This is a genomic window from Actinomycetes bacterium, assembly GCA_036000965.1.
Taxonomy (GTDB): Bacteria; Actinomycetota; CALGFH01; order CALGFH01; family CALGFH01; genus DASYUT01.
In genome coordinates, this window is the sequence record DASYUT010000316.1 from 1 (window position 1) to 17,408 (window position 17,408).

At 70.0% G+C, this 17,408-nt stretch carries 10 protein-coding genes; 3 read left to right on the forward strand and 7 right to left on the reverse strand.

Annotation, left to right across the window (positions count from 1 at the left end; all coding sequences use genetic code 11):
• Nucleotides 1-974: 974 nt before the first annotated feature.
• Nucleotides 975-3,965, forward strand: a complete 2,991-nt coding sequence (locus VG276_29050; protein ID HEV8653334.1) for an AAA family ATPase — start codon at nucleotides 975-977, stop codon at nucleotides 3,963-3,965.
• A 365-nt stretch (nucleotides 3,966-4,330) separates the two neighbouring features.
• Here the strand turns inward: VG276_29050 and VG276_29055 are convergent.
• A protein-coding gene (locus VG276_29055) for an IS5 family transposase (protein ID HEV8653335.1) occupies nucleotides 4,331-5,136 on the reverse strand; the annotation gives its coding sequence in 2 pieces (ribosomal slippage) (nucleotides 4,331-4,783 and nucleotides 4,786-5,136; 804 coding nt in all).
• Between the two features lie 57 nt (nucleotides 5,137-5,193).
• A complete protein-coding gene (locus VG276_29060; protein ID HEV8653336.1) occupies nucleotides 5,194-7,914 on the reverse strand; it encodes a protein kinase in 2,721 nt (906 codons plus the stop codon).
• Nucleotides 7,915-8,745: 831 nt separating this feature from the next.
• On the opposite strand from VG276_29060, the gene VG276_29065 reads away from it, so the two are divergent.
• Nucleotides 8,746-9,297, forward strand: a complete 552-nt coding sequence (locus tag VG276_29065) for a hypothetical protein (protein ID HEV8653337.1) — start codon at nucleotides 8,746-8,748, stop codon at nucleotides 9,295-9,297.
• A 393-nt stretch (nucleotides 9,298-9,690) separates the two neighbouring features.
• A complete protein-coding gene (locus VG276_29070; GenBank protein HEV8653338.1) occupies nucleotides 9,691-12,291 on the forward strand; it encodes a post-COAP-1 domain-containing protein in 2,601 nt (866 codons plus the stop codon).
• Between the two features lie 170 nt (nucleotides 12,292-12,461).
• Here VG276_29070 and VG276_29075 read toward each other — a convergent pair whose 3' ends face one another.
• From VG276_29075 to VG276_29095, 5 genes are all read right to left on the reverse strand, one after another.
• On the reverse strand, nucleotides 12,462-12,938 hold the full coding sequence (locus tag VG276_29075) for a hypothetical protein (GenBank protein ID HEV8653339.1): 477 nt from the start codon (nucleotides 12,936-12,938) through the stop codon (nucleotides 12,462-12,464).
• 651 nt (nucleotides 12,939-13,589) lie between these two features.
• Nucleotides 13,590-13,997: a hypothetical protein gene (locus VG276_29080; GenBank protein HEV8653340.1), complete on the reverse strand. Its 408-nt coding sequence runs from the start codon at nucleotides 13,995-13,997 to the stop codon at nucleotides 13,590-13,592.
• 525 nt (nucleotides 13,998-14,522) lie between these two features.
• Nucleotides 14,523-15,026 carry a nuclease-related domain-containing protein gene (locus VG276_29085; protein ID HEV8653341.1) on the reverse strand — a complete coding sequence of 168 codons (504 nt, stop codon included), beginning with the start codon at nucleotides 15,024-15,026 and terminating at the stop codon, nucleotides 14,523-14,525.
• A 131-nt stretch (nucleotides 15,027-15,157) separates the two neighbouring features.
• A complete protein-coding gene (locus VG276_29090; GenBank protein ID HEV8653342.1) occupies nucleotides 15,158-15,919 on the reverse strand; it encodes an arginase family protein in 762 nt (253 codons plus the stop codon).
• 448 nt (nucleotides 15,920-16,367) lie between these two features.
• Nucleotides 16,368-17,006, reverse strand: coding sequence for a hypothetical protein (locus VG276_29095; protein HEV8653343.1), 639 nt, complete (start codon nucleotides 17,004-17,006; stop codon nucleotides 16,368-16,370).
• Nucleotides 17,007-17,408 lie beyond the last annotated feature (402 nt).

The window sequence follows — 17,408 nt, forward strand, 5'->3', positions numbered from 1 at the left end:
GCCGCAGGTCGGCGCTCAGGGACGGCACGGCCAGGTGCAGCACCGTCAGGTCCATCGCATACAGCAGGCAGGCCAGGGCGAGCACGGCCAGCCCGGTCCACTCCCGCCGCCCGGCCCGTGGGGCATCAGGGGCGGTCACGTGCTTGGTTTCCTGGTCAGTGGGACTCATAGCGTTCTCCCTGCCGCAGCACGCTTGCCTCTCATGGCCTCAGCGTCCGGTCTTGGAGTTCTGGTAGGTGGCGTGGGTGACGTTGGGCAGTCACGCGAAGCGACCAGACAGCCGGTAGATGCCGCTGCCCGGTGGCGGTCTTGGTCATCCCACGCCCCGTCGGGTGTCCATCCTGAGCAGTCACGCTGATCTCCTCGTCGTCGGTGGTATGCGGGAGCGTTCTCCTTGTCGCATCACGCTTCGCTCCTCTGGTCAGTTGGCCGCGTGGGTATCGGGTCCAGCCGCGCGGCGAGGCCGGCCAAGAGGCTCGCCGATCGCCTGCGCAGGTACGGCGCGACTGCGCGCCTCCGCCGGGTGGGTTCGGCGGGCTCGGGACGCACAGGTGGGTTGGGCAGGGCGGAGGTGGCGGTCTCTTCTGTCAACTGGCAGCGATGCTGGCTGCGATGGGCTCGTTCATGGCGTCCTCCTTGTCACGTCCTCATGGGAGCTGGCGGAACGGCCCAGTGCCCTGGCGCGAAGGACCTCTGGGTCTCGTGGGTCGAGCGGAAGGACCGCACGCCACGGGTGGTCCGGCCGGACCTTCGGCCGCTGGATGCGGACACGTTTCATCCCTTCTCCTCCCGTCGGGTCCGTCCATCGTTCTTGGTGGGTGGAGCAGTGCTTCCCGTCCGTTCCTGATCCTGGCCACTTCCCGGGAACGACGGTACGGTCGGCGGCGCCGGCCGGCATCGGCACCCGCCCCTATCCAGGACCCTCAGATCCGCGCCCGACCCTCCTCAGGAACCAGGGCGGGCATACTGGCGTTATGCCGTACCAGGTCATGACCGGGCGCTTCATCGGTCGCACCCAGGAGCTGGCGCTGCTGCGCGGCCTGCTCGCGCGTGCCGCCAGCGGCGAGGCGGGGGTCGCCGTGATCGGCGGGGAGGCCGGGGTCGGCAAGACCCGACTGGCCGACCAGCTGGCTGCCACCGCCAGCGAGCAGGGCGTGCGGGTGCTGCGCGGCGGCTGCGTGCAGCTCGGCGAGGAGGGCCTGCCGTTCGCGCCGGTCACCCAGGCGCTGCGCGGCCTGGCCGGCGACCTCGACCCGGCCGAGCTCGAGGCGGTCGCCGGCCCGGCCCGCGCCGACCTGGCCCGCCTGCTGCCCGATCTCGCCTGGAGCGCCGAAGCGGCAGCGGCTACCGCCATGGCGGGCGCCAGCCAGGGGCGGCTGTTTGAGCTGCTGCTCGGGGTGGTCGAGCGGCTGGCCGCGAGCGCGCCGCTGCTGCTGGTCATGGAGGACCTGCACTGGGCCGACCGCTCCACCCGCGACCTGGTCGCCTTCCTGGCCGCCTACCTGCGGGCCGGCCGGGTGCTGCTGGTGCTCACCTTCCGCAGCGACGAGCTGCACCGCCTGCACCCACTGCGCGGGCTGCTCGGCGAGCTGGCCCGCAACCGCCGCGCGCGGCGGCTGGAGCTGCCCCGCTTCACCCGCGCCGAGCTGGCCGAGCAGCTCGCCGGCCTGCTCGGCGCCGAGCCGCCCGCCCGGCTGGTCGAGGACGTCTACGCCCGCTCGGAGGGCAACCCGTTCTTCGCCGAGGAGCTGGTGCTTGCCGGCGCCGACGACGGCGCTGGCCCGGGCGCGCTGCCGCCCAGCCTCCAACAGGTGCTCCTGACCCGGGTGGTGCGGCTCGGCCGCGGCACCCAGCAGGTGCTGCGGGTGGCCGCCGCGGCCGGCCCGGGGGTTGCCCAGCCGCTGCTGGCCGCGGTCGCCGGCATGGGCGAGGCGGCGCTGCTCGAGGGCTTGCGCGAGGCGGTCGACCAGCAGCTGCTGCTGCCCGAGCCGGGTGGCGACGGCTACGTCTTCCGCCATGCGCTGGTCGCCGAGGCGGTCTACGGCGAGCTGCTCCCCGGCGAGCGGGCCCGCCTGCACACCGCGCTGGCCAGCGCGGTGGAGGCCGGCGTCGACCCTGGAGGCCAACCGGCGACCAGGCTGGCGCGCCTGGCGCACCACTGGTCGGCCGCCGGCGACCAGCCACGGGCCCTGACCGCCAGCATCCAGGCCGCCGCCGCTGCCGAGCAGGTGTACGCCTTCGCCGAGGCTGAGCTGCAGCTGGAGCGGGTGCTCGCGCTGTGGGACCGGGTGCCGGACGCCGAGGCGCGCGCCGGCATGGACCGTCCGTTGCTGCTGTCGCGCTGCGCGGAGGCGGCCGACGCGGCCGGCGACACCGGCCGCGCCGCACAGCTGGTCCGCCAGGCCATGGCGCTGCTCGACGAGGCGCGCCAGCCGCAGCGTGCCGGCCTGCTCCACGAGCAGCTTGCGCGCTACCTGCGCACGCTCGGAGACCCCGAAGCGCTCGGCGAGCAGCAGCAGGCCGTGCGGCTGGTGCGGCCCGAGCCGTCGCCTGAGCGGGCGCGGGTGCTCGGCTCGCTCGCGCAGCTCCTGGTGCTGGTGGCCCGCTTTGCCGAGGCGAGGGGGCTGGCCGAGGAGGCGGCCGCCATCGCCAGCAAGGTCGGTGCCCGCGCCGAGGAGGCCAACGCCCGCAGCGCGCTCGGTGGCGCCCTCGCCCACCTCGGCGAACCAGACGCCGGGCTCGCCGAGGTGCAGGCCGCGCGCCGCCTCGCCACGCAGGCCGGCGACGTGACCGCCGTGTTGCGGGCGATGGTCAACCACTCCGACGTGCTGCTGGCGGCCGGCCGCCTGAACGAGGCGGCGACCGTCGCGCTCGGCGGCATCGAAGAGGCCCGCCGCCTCGGTCTGGCCCGCTCCTTCGGGCCGTTCCTGGCCGCCAACGCCACTGAGGCGCTGGTCGCCCTTGGCCGCTGGGACCAGGCAGAGCGGGTCTCGCGGGAGGGCCTGGAAGTCGCCCCGTCCGATGCGGCCTCGGTCACCTTGCCCCTGCCTCGGGCCGCGCTGGAGCTGGGCCTGGGTGACCTCGACGCCGCTGAGGCGCGGCTACGGGCCGCCCAGCGCCTGCTTCCCGCCCCGATCTGCGAGCCGCAACAGAGCGGCCCGCTGTTCGCCGGCCTTGCCGAGCTGGCGCTGTGGCGTGGCGACCTGGAGCGGGCAAGGAAGCTGGTGGCTGAGGCCGTGCCGCTGGTCGAGGCGAACCCGCGCTATGCCGCGCCGCTGTATGCCCTCGGCATGCGGGTGGAGGCCGACCGCGCCGAGCTGGCCAGGGCACGCCGCCCTGGCGAGGCGGCCGGTGATGACGGCACCGCCGCGGCGCTGCTCGAGCGGCTCCACCAGGCCGCCGCCGGCCCGGCCGCCGCCGGCCACCCGGAGCTGGCCGCCTGGCGCGCCACCGCGCTCGCCGAGCGGACGCGGCAGGCCGGCCGGCCCGACCCGGCCGCCTGGGCGGCGGCGGTTGCGGTGTGGGACAGGCTCGGCCAGCGCTTCCGGGTCGCCTACGCCTGCTTCCGCCAGGCCGAGGCGCTCCTGGCCGGCAACGGCGACCGCGACACGGCCGCCGAGGCGCTGCGCCGCGCCGCCGACATCACCGGCCGCCTCGGCGCCCGCCTGCTCGACACCGAGGTCAAGGCGCTGGCGCAGCGCGCCCGCCTCCGCCTCGTCCAGGACGCCGTGGCCCCGGCGACCGGCGCGCCGACGCCCGCGGAGCACCTTGGCCTCACGCCGCGCGAGGCCGAGGTGCTCGCGCTGGTCGCGGCCGGGCGCAGCAACCGCCAGATCGCGCAGGCGCTGTTCATCAGCCCCAAGACCGCCAGCGTCCACGTCTCCAATATCCTTGCCAAGCTCGGCGTCTCCGGCCGGGTCGAGGCCGCCGCGATCGCCCACCGCCTGGGCCTCGACCGAACCTGAACGCGCCTGTTCCTTCGTCCGAACAGGGCTATCGACCTGCGCTTTGCGTTGGCGGGCGTCACGCGACCTGGCATACCTCTGGGGTAGCCGTAGGTGAGGTGTTCGGACACTGTACAACTCGTTGTGACAACGCCAAGGACCGTTTCCCCTGCCCATCACGGGTTAAGGGTCTGCGGATGTGCCCTCGGCAGGGCACATCCCAGAAGCCGTGTGCGGGAGAACCGCATGCACGGATTGACAGGGGGCCGCTGGTGAAGCGGCAGCCATGGTGAGCCGGAATCCACGCACCCACTGGGAAACCGGGGGGACTGAGCCCGACCGCCTACCGCTCGCCGACCAGCCAGCGGCCTACCTCACAGTCCTAGTTAGAGCCGGTTGAAGCAAACGAGGGCACACGCCAGCAGCAGGAATGCAAAGAACCGCTCCGAGTCCCGATCCCACCGCACCGCCAGCCGCCGATAGCACGATAACCACGACAGCGCCCGCTCCACCTTCCACCGGTGCCGCCCAAGCCGAGTCGACGACTCGATCCCACGTCGAGCGATCCGCGCGGTGATTCCACGACGCCGCAGGTAGGCCCGGTTGCCGGCACTGTCGTAGCCCTTGTCGGCGTCAACCTTGCCGGACCGGGTCCGCCGCCCCGACGGCGTGCGCACCGGCGGAATGTCGTCGACCACGGCCTCCAGCATGGTCACGTCGGGAATGTTGGCGGCGGTGACCGCCGCGGCAAGCGGCAGCCCGCCGCCCTCGCAGGCGAGGTGGATCTTGGACCCTGGCTTACCGCGGTCGACTGGATTTGCGCCGACGTGGTCCCCCCCCACGCTTGGCCCCCCGCGCTGGCCGAGTCCACGCTTGCCCGCGTCCAGCCCAGCCGGCCCTGCTCGCCGAGCCGGTCGAGGACCTCCAGGTGGAGTTGCTCGAACACGCCCGCCTTGGCCCACTCGGCGAGGCGGCGCCACGCGGTCGCCGGCGAGCCGCAGCCGAGCTCCTGAGCAGGTAGGAGGCGCCACGGGGTAGAGGTGCGGGCCATGTAGACGATCGCGGCGAAGCAGTTGCGGTCGCCGATGGTGCGGTGCCGGCCGCCGTAGGGAGACCGGGGTGGGGGTGGCAGCAGCGGCTCGACGATCGCCCACAACCGGTCGGGGACGAGCCTGTCAACGAGGGTAGTCATGGCCGCGAATCATGCCGTACCAAGCCAAGGGAGCGAAACGACGTCTTAGGGGAGACGTCATGGGCTTGTGGGCGCGGCAGTGACGAGGTCGTCGAAGGCCGCATGAAAGGAGGTAGCCCTAGAGGCTTCCACGATCACCCCAATGGTTCCCAACCGCAACTTGCTCTTGGAGTCGTCCTCTGCCGTGGCGAGCAACTGTTTCCCGGCCCAGAGAGCAAGCTTGACGGGCTTGCCACCCTCGCCCCCATGGCAGGACGCGCGGAGACGAATCGGCTCGGCGGGGCGGAGCTTCACCGCGCCTTTGCCCTCCCTGAACCTGAGCGTGATCCATTTGCCGTTCCGGACCTTCGCAATCCGATAGCGGCCGTTTCCATCGACACCCAACGCGTAGAGTTCCCGGTCGCTCACCCAGCGGCAGACGAGTCCGACACGCCCGTTTGTCGGGACATCCGTGTCTGTCGTGACGTTGACGCTGATCTGTGCATCTTGGACAAGGCGAGGTTCCACGCTTTCTTCTTCAGGGGTGCTAACGCAGAACGTCCCGTTCTCCCTTTTCTGCAACTGGAGCGCGGCGTCGCTGTACTCGATGATGCAGTTGTCGTTCTCGTCGGTATACCAGTGGCTATCGTCCGAGAAGTCGTCTGCGACGATCTGCCGCGAGCCGCGTATGGAGCCGGTCATCTCGGACACAAGCCCGGGCTGGACGAGGCAGGCGATGGCTCGACCGTCCGGCTTCTCCCAGGCATCAGCATCCGGTTGGACGCTCACATAGCCCAGCGTGGAGCCTTCCGGTGGGATGCCGACATAGGACTCAAAAGCAGTGCGGCAGGCTAGCTCGGCAAACGCCTGCAGCGCCGAGGTGCCCGGGAATACACGGTACGGGGTGGCCAGAGTCGCAGACACCTCGGCACTGTGCAGCTTTTGGCAGGCGATGACGGGCGATCCCTGCTCGGCACCCGTCAGGCAGGTCCCGGCGACCAGTCTCCTTCCCTGGTCATCATAGCCCGGCACGAACGTCGGCTGGCGATGGGCTACCGGAAGGCGACTGGCGAGCTGTAGGGCGTCCTCGCGGCTCTCGGCCGGGACGCCCTGGTCCAGTTGTTGTTGCAGTGCGGTGGGGACAGTGGCGCGGGTGACGCTGGTCGTGCGAACCGGTTCTCGTCGCTGCGTTGACAGTCCTCGGTACACCGCGACCTGGTCGTTGCTGCCAAACTTCACCCAGTACTCATAGCGATGATCCTTGAGGTAAAGAACCGGAACGATGGCCACGAGCAGGCATGCCGCGAGCGCGGCGGCGGCGGCCCTCCGCCCCCAGCGGCGATCGACCTGCTGGGTGGTCGTGATCATGCCGTAGAGCAGCCACAGTGCCAGCAGCGCGACGGCGGGCAGCGTCGTCATTACGTACACCAGAAAGTCGGGGAACAGGGCGCCGACCACGCCGCCGCTTCGCTGCAACTCGAACGCAGCGTCGACCGGTGGGGGTGATGATGTGCCGCGGACGACGTGCAGGAGTCCGAGGCTGCCGAGGAGCACGGCCAGTGGTCCTGCCCGGACCGAGCGGACCGCGGTGGCGGTGGTGCTCCAGAGCGCGCGCAGCACCACCCCGCGGCTCGGGTCCCGCACAACGGCTTTCGCGACCAGCCAGAGCGGCGGCGTGCTGCGCCGTTGGAGCAGCGCAAAGGCCCAGGCGGCAGCGACCACGGGCACGAGGTAGACCCCGTAGCCGAAGAAATAGCGCGTTACGTTGTTGACGACTGGACCGAGGCGGCCGGGTTGGTGAAACCACACGCCTGCCGTGAAGAGCACAAGCCCTACGACGGTAATCGCAGTGGGCACGATCGGAAAGCTGCGGGGGGGCGGCGCTTCAGGCCATCTGTGGGCTGGTGTGAACAGCGGCGGGTCCGAATGCTCCCTGGCGGTGCGGAGCACGTCGCGTACCACCAGGGTGCGTTGCTCGGCGCGGTCGGCGGTTCGGGCGGCCGCCGTGAGCCGCTCTCGCAACGTCGCTGCCGACGGCCGTTCAGCAGGGTCCTTTTGCATCGCGGCCTCGACGATCTCGCGCAGGATGGGATCCAGCCCTTCCAGGTTCGGCCGTTGCTCGACAATCTGGCGGCCCACCGCCATAGGCGGTCCGTCACCGAACGGCTTACGGCCGGTTCCAGCGAACGCCATCACGCTGCCCCAGGCGAACACGTCCGCGGCGTCCGTCACTGGAGCGCTGGGATCGAAGTGCTCCGGCGCCATGAAGGCAGGCGTCCCGATGATCTGGTTGGCCGACGAGCCGGCGGCCTGCGTGGGTACTCGGGCGATCCCGAAGTCGATCACGCGCGGACCGGACGGGGAGAGCAGCACGTTGCGGGGCGTCAGGTCCCCGTGCACTACCCCAACGCGATGAATCTCGGTCAGGGCATCGGCAACGGCGATGGCCACCCCGTGCAGCGTGGACGGTGTCAGCGGATCCTCGGTGACCGCGGCTTCAAGGGTCGGGCCCTTGACGTACTCGGTGACGAGATAGGGGGGATCGTGATCGAGGTCGGCGTCGATCACGGGCGCGGTGCAGTGCCGAGGGACCATGCGGGCCAACTGCACCTCGCGCCGGAACCGTCGCAGGGCTGCCGGATCACCGACGAGCCGATTCCTGATGACCTTGATCGCAACCTGTGACCCATTGCGGGCACGGCCCAAGTAGACGACGCCCATTCCCCCCTGGCCTAGCGTCCCAAGCACGATGTAGTCGCCAAGGAGCCCCGGCGGATCCGGCAAGGGTCCGGTCGTCATCACGACCGCCGCTCGCGCTGCGGCCGGTCCGAGACCTCCACATGATGCTGTCGCGTCACCTCGGTAGACACAGGTCCTCCCAGCTCGACGGCTCGCACACTCGATACTGGCTCAGGCAGATTGCGATAGATGCACCGACAGGCGGCAATGTCAAACACTGGTCCGTTACAGACAGTGCTGGCCTTGAGGGTGCGGAGAGCCGTCGTACAGCCACCCCTTCCCCTCTGCGTCGCGCGTACTGATGCCGGGCGGCTGCCGCAGCAACCGGGCGCGGCAGCATCGCTGAGCGCGGCAGTTGTCGCGCAGCGTGCAACGCAGCGGCGCCGCCTGGCGTCACCTGCCGCGGTCCCGGCGCCGTGTTTGCCCTGTGCGTCCGCAACGTCCGCACTGCCGCGCGGGTGGTGAAGCCGAGGACGAACGACACCCCCGGTAGCCCCTCCACGGCTGTTGTGAACGGATCGTCACGGCGACAGTCGCGCTGGCGCGGCGGCAGGCACCGAGCCCAGCTTTACGTACTTCTACGGATTCCTTCTAAGCGTTTCTTCGGTGTAAGCAAGACAAAACAAGCAAGCGCTGCCTAAAGGGTCGATCAACTATCTCGCGTGTCGGCAGAAGGCTGGGCACCTCCCGCGCAACCCCGCGGGAGGCCCAAAGGGGGGCCGAGATGCCGAAGCTGGGGGCTGGACCGCTTGCGCGCACGCGGAGCGTGCGTGCCCGGGCGACCCCCCGCCTGCGGCGCGGCCGATGGTCGTGCCGTGACCCGCCGCCTGGCCCGCCCAGCCCAGCCCGGTTCCCAGACCCGGGATGCAGCAGTAGCCCAAGGAGCGGTCGGTGCGACGCGCAGCAACCCTTGTCCTGTCCCTGGTCGTCATGGTCGCGATGGCCACCGCGGCCTTCGCCTCAAGCGTCCACCTCAAAGGCGGCAGGAACGCCGAGCCCTCCTTCACCGACGGGGGCCTGTTCCTGAGCGCCTCCGGGGCCCTGGCCGGCCTCGGCAACGGCGACGTGATCGTCAACCTCGACGCCACCGGCGCCGCCACCGCCACCTGCACCAACCCCGGCAGCGGCGTCCACCAGCCCCCGGGGCAAAACCCCGCGCCCATCACCGTGAGCGGCGCCATCCGGATCCCAGAGAGTGAGCTCAAGAACGGCACCACCCCGTTCGCGGTCGCCACCACCGGGCCAGAGACCCCGATCCCCGGCGCCCCGGGCTGTCCCAACGCCAACTGGATCGAGGACATCACCGACCTGGCCTTCACCACCGCCACGATCACCGTGGAGCAGCCGCCCGGGACGGTGGTGCTGACCGTGGTGTGCACCTTCGACCCGGCGACCTCCGACGGTCCCGTGCCTGGCGGAACGGTGAGCTGCACCAGCAGCTAGCCAGGCTCGATCGATCAGCGACCAAGTAGCGGGGCGCCGACACCCCCTACTTGGTCCCAGATGACCCACCTGACCTTCAGAGCCTGGATTCGGAGCTGCCACCCCGCCTGTCTGGCCTGGATCGACTCGCAATCGGAACATGAGGGTTTTGAGTCTCTTCTTGGGCACTCCCCGAACAACACGTCAGGACATTCGTAGGACATTCGTCTGCCTGGTGGTATGGGCTCGGCTCCCACCGAATGCGGGTACCGGCATCGATCGGAGCCCAGCCAAGCGGAGGTGCAAATGGACAGATCGTCCGGGTCATCGAGGCGCCGTCGTCTGCGCCTCCTGGGAGCCCTGGTCAGCGCACTGATGTTCCTTGGCCTACTGGGATCGGTGGGGCCGCTTCGCTTGCTGCCGGCGGCTGCGGCCAACCTGCCCACCACCCGCAGTGGTCCTGTCAGCGTCGAGTTCACCTTCGCCTCGGCCGACTTCGTCAATGCCGTCTCGGTGACCGCGCCGATCAACCGGACCCTGTTCAACACCGAGCAAAGCCGCATCGGCACGCGCGCCGAGCTCGGGACGTTCGCCGCCGGCACCACCTTCGTCTTCCAGCTCCAGGCGACGACCATGAGCGGCAGCTTCACCTGGTCAAGCGATCCGACGCAGAACTCCGACGGGCAGGACCACCTGCGCGTGACCGAGCTCTACAACGGCGACGCCACCCTCGACGACCGCGCCTACAAGCTCGAGTGGGAGGACGACATCAACCTCGGCGACCGCGACTTCAACGACGCGGTCGCCATCCTGCGCATCGGCGCCGACACCGACGGCGACGGCATCCCCGACGACTCCGAGCGCTTCGGAATCGACGCCGACAACGACGGCGACGTCACCGACCCCGGCGAGCAAGACCTCCAGAACGGCATCGATCAGAACGGCAACGGCACCATCGAGCAGAACGAGCGGGCCGACCCGCGCCACAAAGACATCTTCATCGAGATGGACTGGATGGACTGCGCCACAGCCGGGGGCGACTGCGTGGCCGGGGACACCCACAGCCACCGGCCCCAGGCGCAGGCAGTCACGAACCTGGTGCAGGCGTTCCGCAACCACCCTTCAGTCGACAACCCAGACGGTACCAAGGGGATCAACGTCCACGTCGACGTCAGCAACGCGATCCCGCACCAGAACGTGCTCAACTTCAACGGCGGGGCGCTCGGCTGCTCCTCGAGCGTGGCCGGGACCGGCTTCGGCGACTTCGACACGGTGAAGGCCGCGAACTTCAACAACGCCGCCGTGCGCCGCTACGCCTACCACTACGCCCTGTTCACCCACGTCGAGAACCAGGCCGCGCTCACCGCCCGCAACCAGCGGTTCAGCGGCTGCGGTGAGACGCCAGGCAACGACTTCTACATCTCCTTCGGCGGCTGGGAGGCCGGCCGGCCGACCGTGCTCGAGGAGGCGGGCACGGTCATGCACGAGCTGGGCCACAACCTCGGCCTGCAACACGGCGGCAACGAGCCGCTGGTCAACAACAAGCCGAACTACCTCAGCGTGATGAACTACTCCTTCCAGCTGGTCGGCATCCTACCGAGCAACCGGCTCGACTACTCACGAAGCGTCCTCCCGCAGCTCAGCGAGAGCAACGTCGCTCCCAACCCTGGCCTTGACGAGGCCGTCGGCATCCAGGACGGGACCGACACGACACGTTTCTTCTGCCCCGGCGCGGCCGGCGGCCCGCTCACCCAAGGCGCAGGCACCGGCACGATCAACTGGGACTGCGCATTACCATCCCCCGACCCGAACCCTGTCGCCGTCGACATCAACGGGTCTGGCGGCCTCACGACCCTCACGGGCTTCAACGACTGGCCGACCGTCGTACAAAACCTCGAGTTCCAAAACGGCGCCGGCTTCCAGGACGGCGCACACCCAAGCGCGATCCTGCCGCCCCCTGAACTCGACCTGCAGACCGCCGTGGACGAGCGCCTGCTCACCCCGCCGCCCGACCTGGCCCGGGTCAGCCCAAAGAGCGGGGTCTACAGCGACCCGATCACGCCGTTCGCCATCGCCGCCAGCGACAACGACTCGGGCTGCGGCGACCTGGCCTTCTCGTCGACCGGGCTGCCAAGCGGCCTTACGGTCACCAACAACGGCGACTGCACCGCGACCGTCTCCGGGACGATCGGGGCTTCGGCAGGAACCTACAACGTCACCTACACGGTGACCGACGAGGCCGGCAACCGCGACTCGGAGTTGTCGACCATCACGGTCGCCCACGAGGATGCTGTGGTGACACCGTCGGCCACAAACCCGGCGGCCGTGCGGGTGAACAGTCCGGGCGGGACGGCCGGGCCGATCACCCTCCAGGCGGCGGTGACTGAGGCAGCCGACGGCTCCGACGGCGACATCTCGCTGGCCACCCCGGTCACCTACACGCTGACCCCGGTTGGCGCCGGCTCCTCCTACAGCTGCACCGCGACGACCAGCGGCGGGGGTGTGGGCGGCACGCTGCAGACCAGCTGCACGTTCTCCAACGTGGCGGTCAACGTCTACGACGTCCGCATCGCGGTCGGCGGCAGCTACTACCAGGGCGCGGCCGACGCGGTGCTGACGGTCTTCGATCCCTCGCTCGGCTTCGTCACCGGCGGGGCCGTGCTGCGCCACAACGGCGTCCGAGCAGACGCCGGCTTCATGGCCAAGTACCTGAAAAACGGCCAGCTCAAGGGCTCCTTGCTGTACATCGAACACCGCCCGACGGGCGATGTCGTGCTCAAGTCGAACGCCATGGGCTCGATGGCGATCGTTAACTCCACCGCCTACATCCTGGGCAAGGCGACCCTCAACGGCGTTGGCAACCACAGCTTCAGGGCCGCCGCGGTCGACAACGGCGAGCCGGGAACCAACGACCAGTTCGGGCTTGAGGTCAAGAACCCGAGCGGCACCGTGATCTCCGACCTCACCTTCTCGCCGGTCACCCTGACCGCCGGCAACATCGTGGTGCCGCACTGACGGGTGCGCTAGCTCCCTCGGGCATGCCAGAGGGCGGCCGCATCGGCCGCCCTCTGGTCGCCCAGGCCAAGCCCCGGAGTGCTGGGCACGGGCTCGCCCGTGCCCGCGCTGGCGTGCTGACGCCGGGGAGGCCATCCTCGGGCGCTGGCACCATCGGGCCGGCCGAGGCATTACGGCGGGGGAACAGCCACGGTGAAGACGGAGGTCGTGGAGTCGGAGTTCCCACTCTCGTCGATCACCGTGTAGGTCACCGCGTACCTTCCCGCCCGCGCCGCAAGTTTGCCCCCCACCGTCGCTGTGCAGTCGCCGTTATTGGCGACCGCCAGCCCCACGGGCAGCCCTACGGCCGAGAAACGCAGGTCGGCGCAGGCGCTGTCGCTGTCGGTCGCGCGCAGAACGTAGCGCCGGATCGGGTCGCCCGCGCGGGCAGACTGCGGGGCCACCAGGGCGAGGTCGGGCGGTGGGGTGAGCAGATGCTGGTCCTGGGCGGTCTGTAGGTCCAGTTCCACCGGCGTGCTTGCCGTGGGCGGTCGGCTGGTGCTGGGCGTCGACCGGGCCTTCGGCCGTGTGGCCTGCCCGTCGCCTGCATCGCGGCAGCCGGCGACGACCAGCAAAGACCCCAGAACAACGACGAGGAACCTGCGCACGACCATACGCTCGCAGTCGGTAGGGGCTCTGGTCCGGCCCGTTCCGTCGATTGTATGCCCAGGCACGATCCGGGCACCCCGAGCCACTGCGGAGCTGTCAAGCTCGGTGAGACCTTGGGTTTCGAAGTGTGCGCCCAACCAGCCCCGGCGCTGCATGAACCGAGGTGGTAGCCCAAGCGAGAAGCTCAGGTCGACCAACCGGTGAGAGTCCGGCCCGGGAAGACGCCAGGTCCCCCGTAGCGAGGCCCCCGGCGGCGGGAGAGACTCCGGCCGCCGAAGTGGGGTGTCACGCTCCTCGGTGGGAACGCCACGAACCCAACGCGTCGTCGTTCCGCAAGTACTACCACAACCCCAGCTTTCCCTGGTGACGAGGACCCGACCGCTCGCCGCTCGTGCGACACCTGGCGCCCACCGGCTGTTGGGTGGGCGCGGCGCACGGCGAGGACGACACGAAGCCCATAACGGCCGACCGGGCTGTGCCTGGTTGTCGGCGTAGCGGACCGGACCGGAGTCGTCACCACGATCGTGTGCCTGTTAATCACCATTGAGCGTGTCGCACAACAGGCGGCCGCTGCTTGGGTGCAGCCAGCGGCAGCGGGCGCGGATGACTTGGGTTGCCCAGCCGGGCCCGCAGCGCTGCGCAAGTCAGGGTCATCGCGGGTCGGGTGAGCGCCCGCGTGTCCTCCCAGGGTTCAAGGGGAGGTCAAGGCCGCGCAGGTCGCCGCGCTGCCAGCAGACGACGACCGCAGCAGCGACCTGGGCGAGGTCGACTCCGCGGACGGCCCACGTACGGCGCGGCCAGGCGCGCAGCTCCTCGGCGAGGTCGGCGGGAAAGACCAGCTCGCGGGGGGCGCGGTCGGGGTGGCCGGTGGCCAGCTCGTAGAGCCGGCTGCCGGCGGGCTGGGCGACGGCCGGGTCCAGCAGCACGCGTGGCGCGACCACCAGCACCCGCCCCAGCTCGCCCGGGTCCTCAGGCGGCAGCGGGAGGGCAAGGTAGCAGTCGCCGACCCGGCCAGGGTCGAGGGACTCCCCGTAGGCGTTGGGGCCAAGCTCGCTCACCAGGCGCTCCTCCCTGGGCGGGGCGGGGCACCAGGCTACCCAGCCGAACCGGCGCCGCCAGCCCAAGGCACCAGCCGGCGGACTGACCGTCCGCGGCGGACACCCACCGTCCGAGGGCGTCCCCACAGCGGACACTGCGCCGGACCCCTGCGCCTTCGGGGTGGACACCGGTCACGAACTTGGACACTTGGCTGGACGGCCGCTCGGACACCTGCGGCCAGGGGTGTCCGCGTGGCCACCGGGGTGAATGGCTACAGGAAGGTGTCGCCGGCGGCGCCCCGCACCCACCTCGAGCGCGGCCTGGCCATCGGCGAGGCCCAGCTCGGCCCCAACCACCCCAACGAGGTGACAGTCCGCAAGAACCTCGCCATCGTCATGGGCCCTCGGCGAAACGTCGGCGGCTGCTGGCGAGGACTGACCTGCCTCCGTCTGTCTCGATTACCAGTCGCGACGCCTGCTCCCGTTTACTGCCCCGAATGCGGCCCGCCCGATCCGTTCCCTTGGCGGCGTGGACGCTGGCTGCGTTCAGGCGGCGGCGCGGAACCGGGTCTGCGCCATGGCGGCCAGCACGCCCACGTCGGCTGCCGAGAGCACCGGGTCGGCGCCGAGCGCGGCGCGCAGCCGGGCGGCGGGCACGATGGCCACGCCGTGGGCGATCAGGCCGCCGTCGGCAACCTCGGCGCCGTGGACGCATACCAGCGGGTCGACCCGCACCCCGAGGACGTGGGCGATGGTGGCGGCCTCCCAGGCCACGACCTCGAGCTGGCGGGCCAGGGGGGCGTGGTTGTGCCAGGCGCGGCCGTCCAGGCTCTGGTGCACGCGGCCGCTGTACTGCTTGGAATCAACCACAAAGACCCCGGAAGGGCCGATGACGAGATGGTCGACGTTGGCGTTGGACCCTGGCACGGCCAGGTCATGGAGGCTGGTGTAGCCGTCGCATTCCAGCCGGCGGAGCAGCCGGGCAGTCCTTCGCTTGGAATTGGAGGTGAGCGTAGCACGACGGGAGGGTGACAGATGCGGTGAGATAATAGGACGCTCTTAGCTGAGGGAACGAGGAAGTAGCAGGTGAAGAGGGATGAGCAGAGGCAATAGGAGGCTGAGAAATGGAGAAGAAGCTGAGTCATCGTTGGCTAACCGGATGTGGTCCTCTTTGCTGTCTGCTACCGGTGCTCGGGCCACGATAGCCCGCCTGACATTGAGACGTCGCCAGCGGCACCGCAGGCGCTGAACTCATCCCTGTCGAGCACATCCAAGTCGATGTGAAGCCACCAGCCGGAAGCCTGTGATGCGACCTGCTCGGCGGCTTGGCGGCCACCATTTGCCGGATCTTCGTGAAGGTCAGTTGCAGGACGGAGCCGCACTCGATCAGCGATCGTGGGGACTACAAGTTCGCGGCGATACAGGTCGTCGCGCATCCCCAGCATGACGATCGCCTCCGGCCGCAGCACACCCACACGGCTTCGCAGTGGCTCCGGCGCTCGCTGACCAGTCAAACCCAACAAAAAGGCCACCTCCATATTGGCGGCCTCGCCGGTCGTTGAGAGTTCCATGGGTGTGGCATCTTCGTGGCCGTCGATGAACACCAGGCCAGCCTCTCCGAGAACGTCTGCAAGCGCAGGCACCGCTCCGAGTAGCACCGCGCAGTCAGCACCATAGATCAACGGAAAACGCCCTCGTGTCAAGGCTGCTCGTACACGGCCATAGAGCATGTCCACCATTTCCAAGAACGCGCGCTCATTCAAAAACCCGGAGGACCCACGCGTCGGAGTAGGCTCCGAGACGATGACATCTGGCGTCAAGCTCGCGCGCTCCTGCAGGGCCGCCGCCAGGCCAGCCTCCCGGAGTGCCGCAGGGGCACGTGCTTGCGCGCCAAGGCGCCCCGAGCCATCGAAGCTCACACCAATGAGATCAATTGCTTCCAACCGGGGTAGCCCCTTGCTGGTCCCTTGCTCAGCTATTGGTCTCTCCCTCTCAGACGGCATTTCGCTCCTTTGGGTCGGTCTGGAATGATCCCGCGCCATGACGACCCTTGCTGACGATCTTGTGCCGGACGAACTGTGGGCGCTGGTGGCCCCTTGCTGCCGATCCCGCCCCGGCCGCCGTACGGTGGCCGGCACCGTACCATCCCCGATCGCAACTGCCTCGCTGCGATCGTGTTCATGGCGCGCACGTCCACCCCGTGGCGCCTGCTGCCGGCCCGAGAGCTTGGCTGTGGATCGCCCGCGACCTGCTGGAAGACGACGTCTCGTGGAGTGCTAGCCTGCGTACGGCTCCCCGATGTCGATGCGGTGCCGACAGCGGTCGCCCTTGGTTGGTGACATTTGGTCGCATGGCGAGCGTGCGTCCTGAAGCGTGCCCAGAGACCTTCACCTACGTGTCCGCCGTCCCGCCATCCGGGCGTGGCTCGGCGTCCTGCCCGTCGGTGGCCTGCCGGGCTTCGGTAGCCGCGGTAGCGGGGGGCACCATGCCGGCCGGTCCCGCCGCGCCAGCACGGGGCAGGAGCCATCCTGCGGCCGCGGCTGCCACGATGAGCACGCCCGCGATGCCCACCTGGGACAACGTCGCCAGGCGCCCGCACCCGGGGATCCCCTCGCACCTCGTCGACAGTGATGACGTGAGCACGTTGGTGAAGTTGCCGAAATCCGGCGGCGACGGCACGCCGTTGCCGCCCGAGGTCGCCTGGGCGAAGGCGTCGAGGGGGCTCACCTCGCGGCCGGTCGGCACGAACGCCAGCACGAACAGCGCGCCGGCGGCCAGCAGCACGGGCAGCACCAGCCGCAGCGCATCGGCCGGCGCAAGCGCGGGGCGCGGTTGCCAGCGGACGTAGGCGACGCCGTACAGCGCCGCGGGGACGAGCAGCGCGAGCAGGAGCGCCGGCGGCGGGTTGGCCAGGAGCAGGGCGAGGACGGTACTGAGGGCGCCGGCGGCAAGCAGCGCCAGCGGGCGGCCCCCGATGACGGCGGTGAGCCCGAGCATCACCGGGAGCGCGCCCAAGGCGACCAGCGCCACAGCGGGCAGCCAGCGCCCGTCGCGCAGCGCTGGCCGACGCCCACCAGCAGCGCGAGCACGACCAAGGGCGCTGCGAGGGCACTGAAGCGGTCGCGACCAGCGCCGGCTCACGCGCTCGCGCAGGGGCCTGCCAGGACATGGGTGTGCCATCTCCAACGCAGTGGTCATTTGGACCGTGGCAGCATATCGGCGGGCCAGTGCCGCGGCCCGGCAACCTTCCGGCAGTTTGCCGGCAGCTTCTGGCGGCGGCAGCCGCATGGCACGACTTCAGCGACGCTGGCAACAGGCCGAGCACTCCGCCGGCATCGCTGCATGGGATGGTGATTCGTGTTCATCCTGGCGACCCGCACACTCGTTTTCCTCAACCCGCTCTAACCCATCAAAGGGAGTAAGGCCATGTCT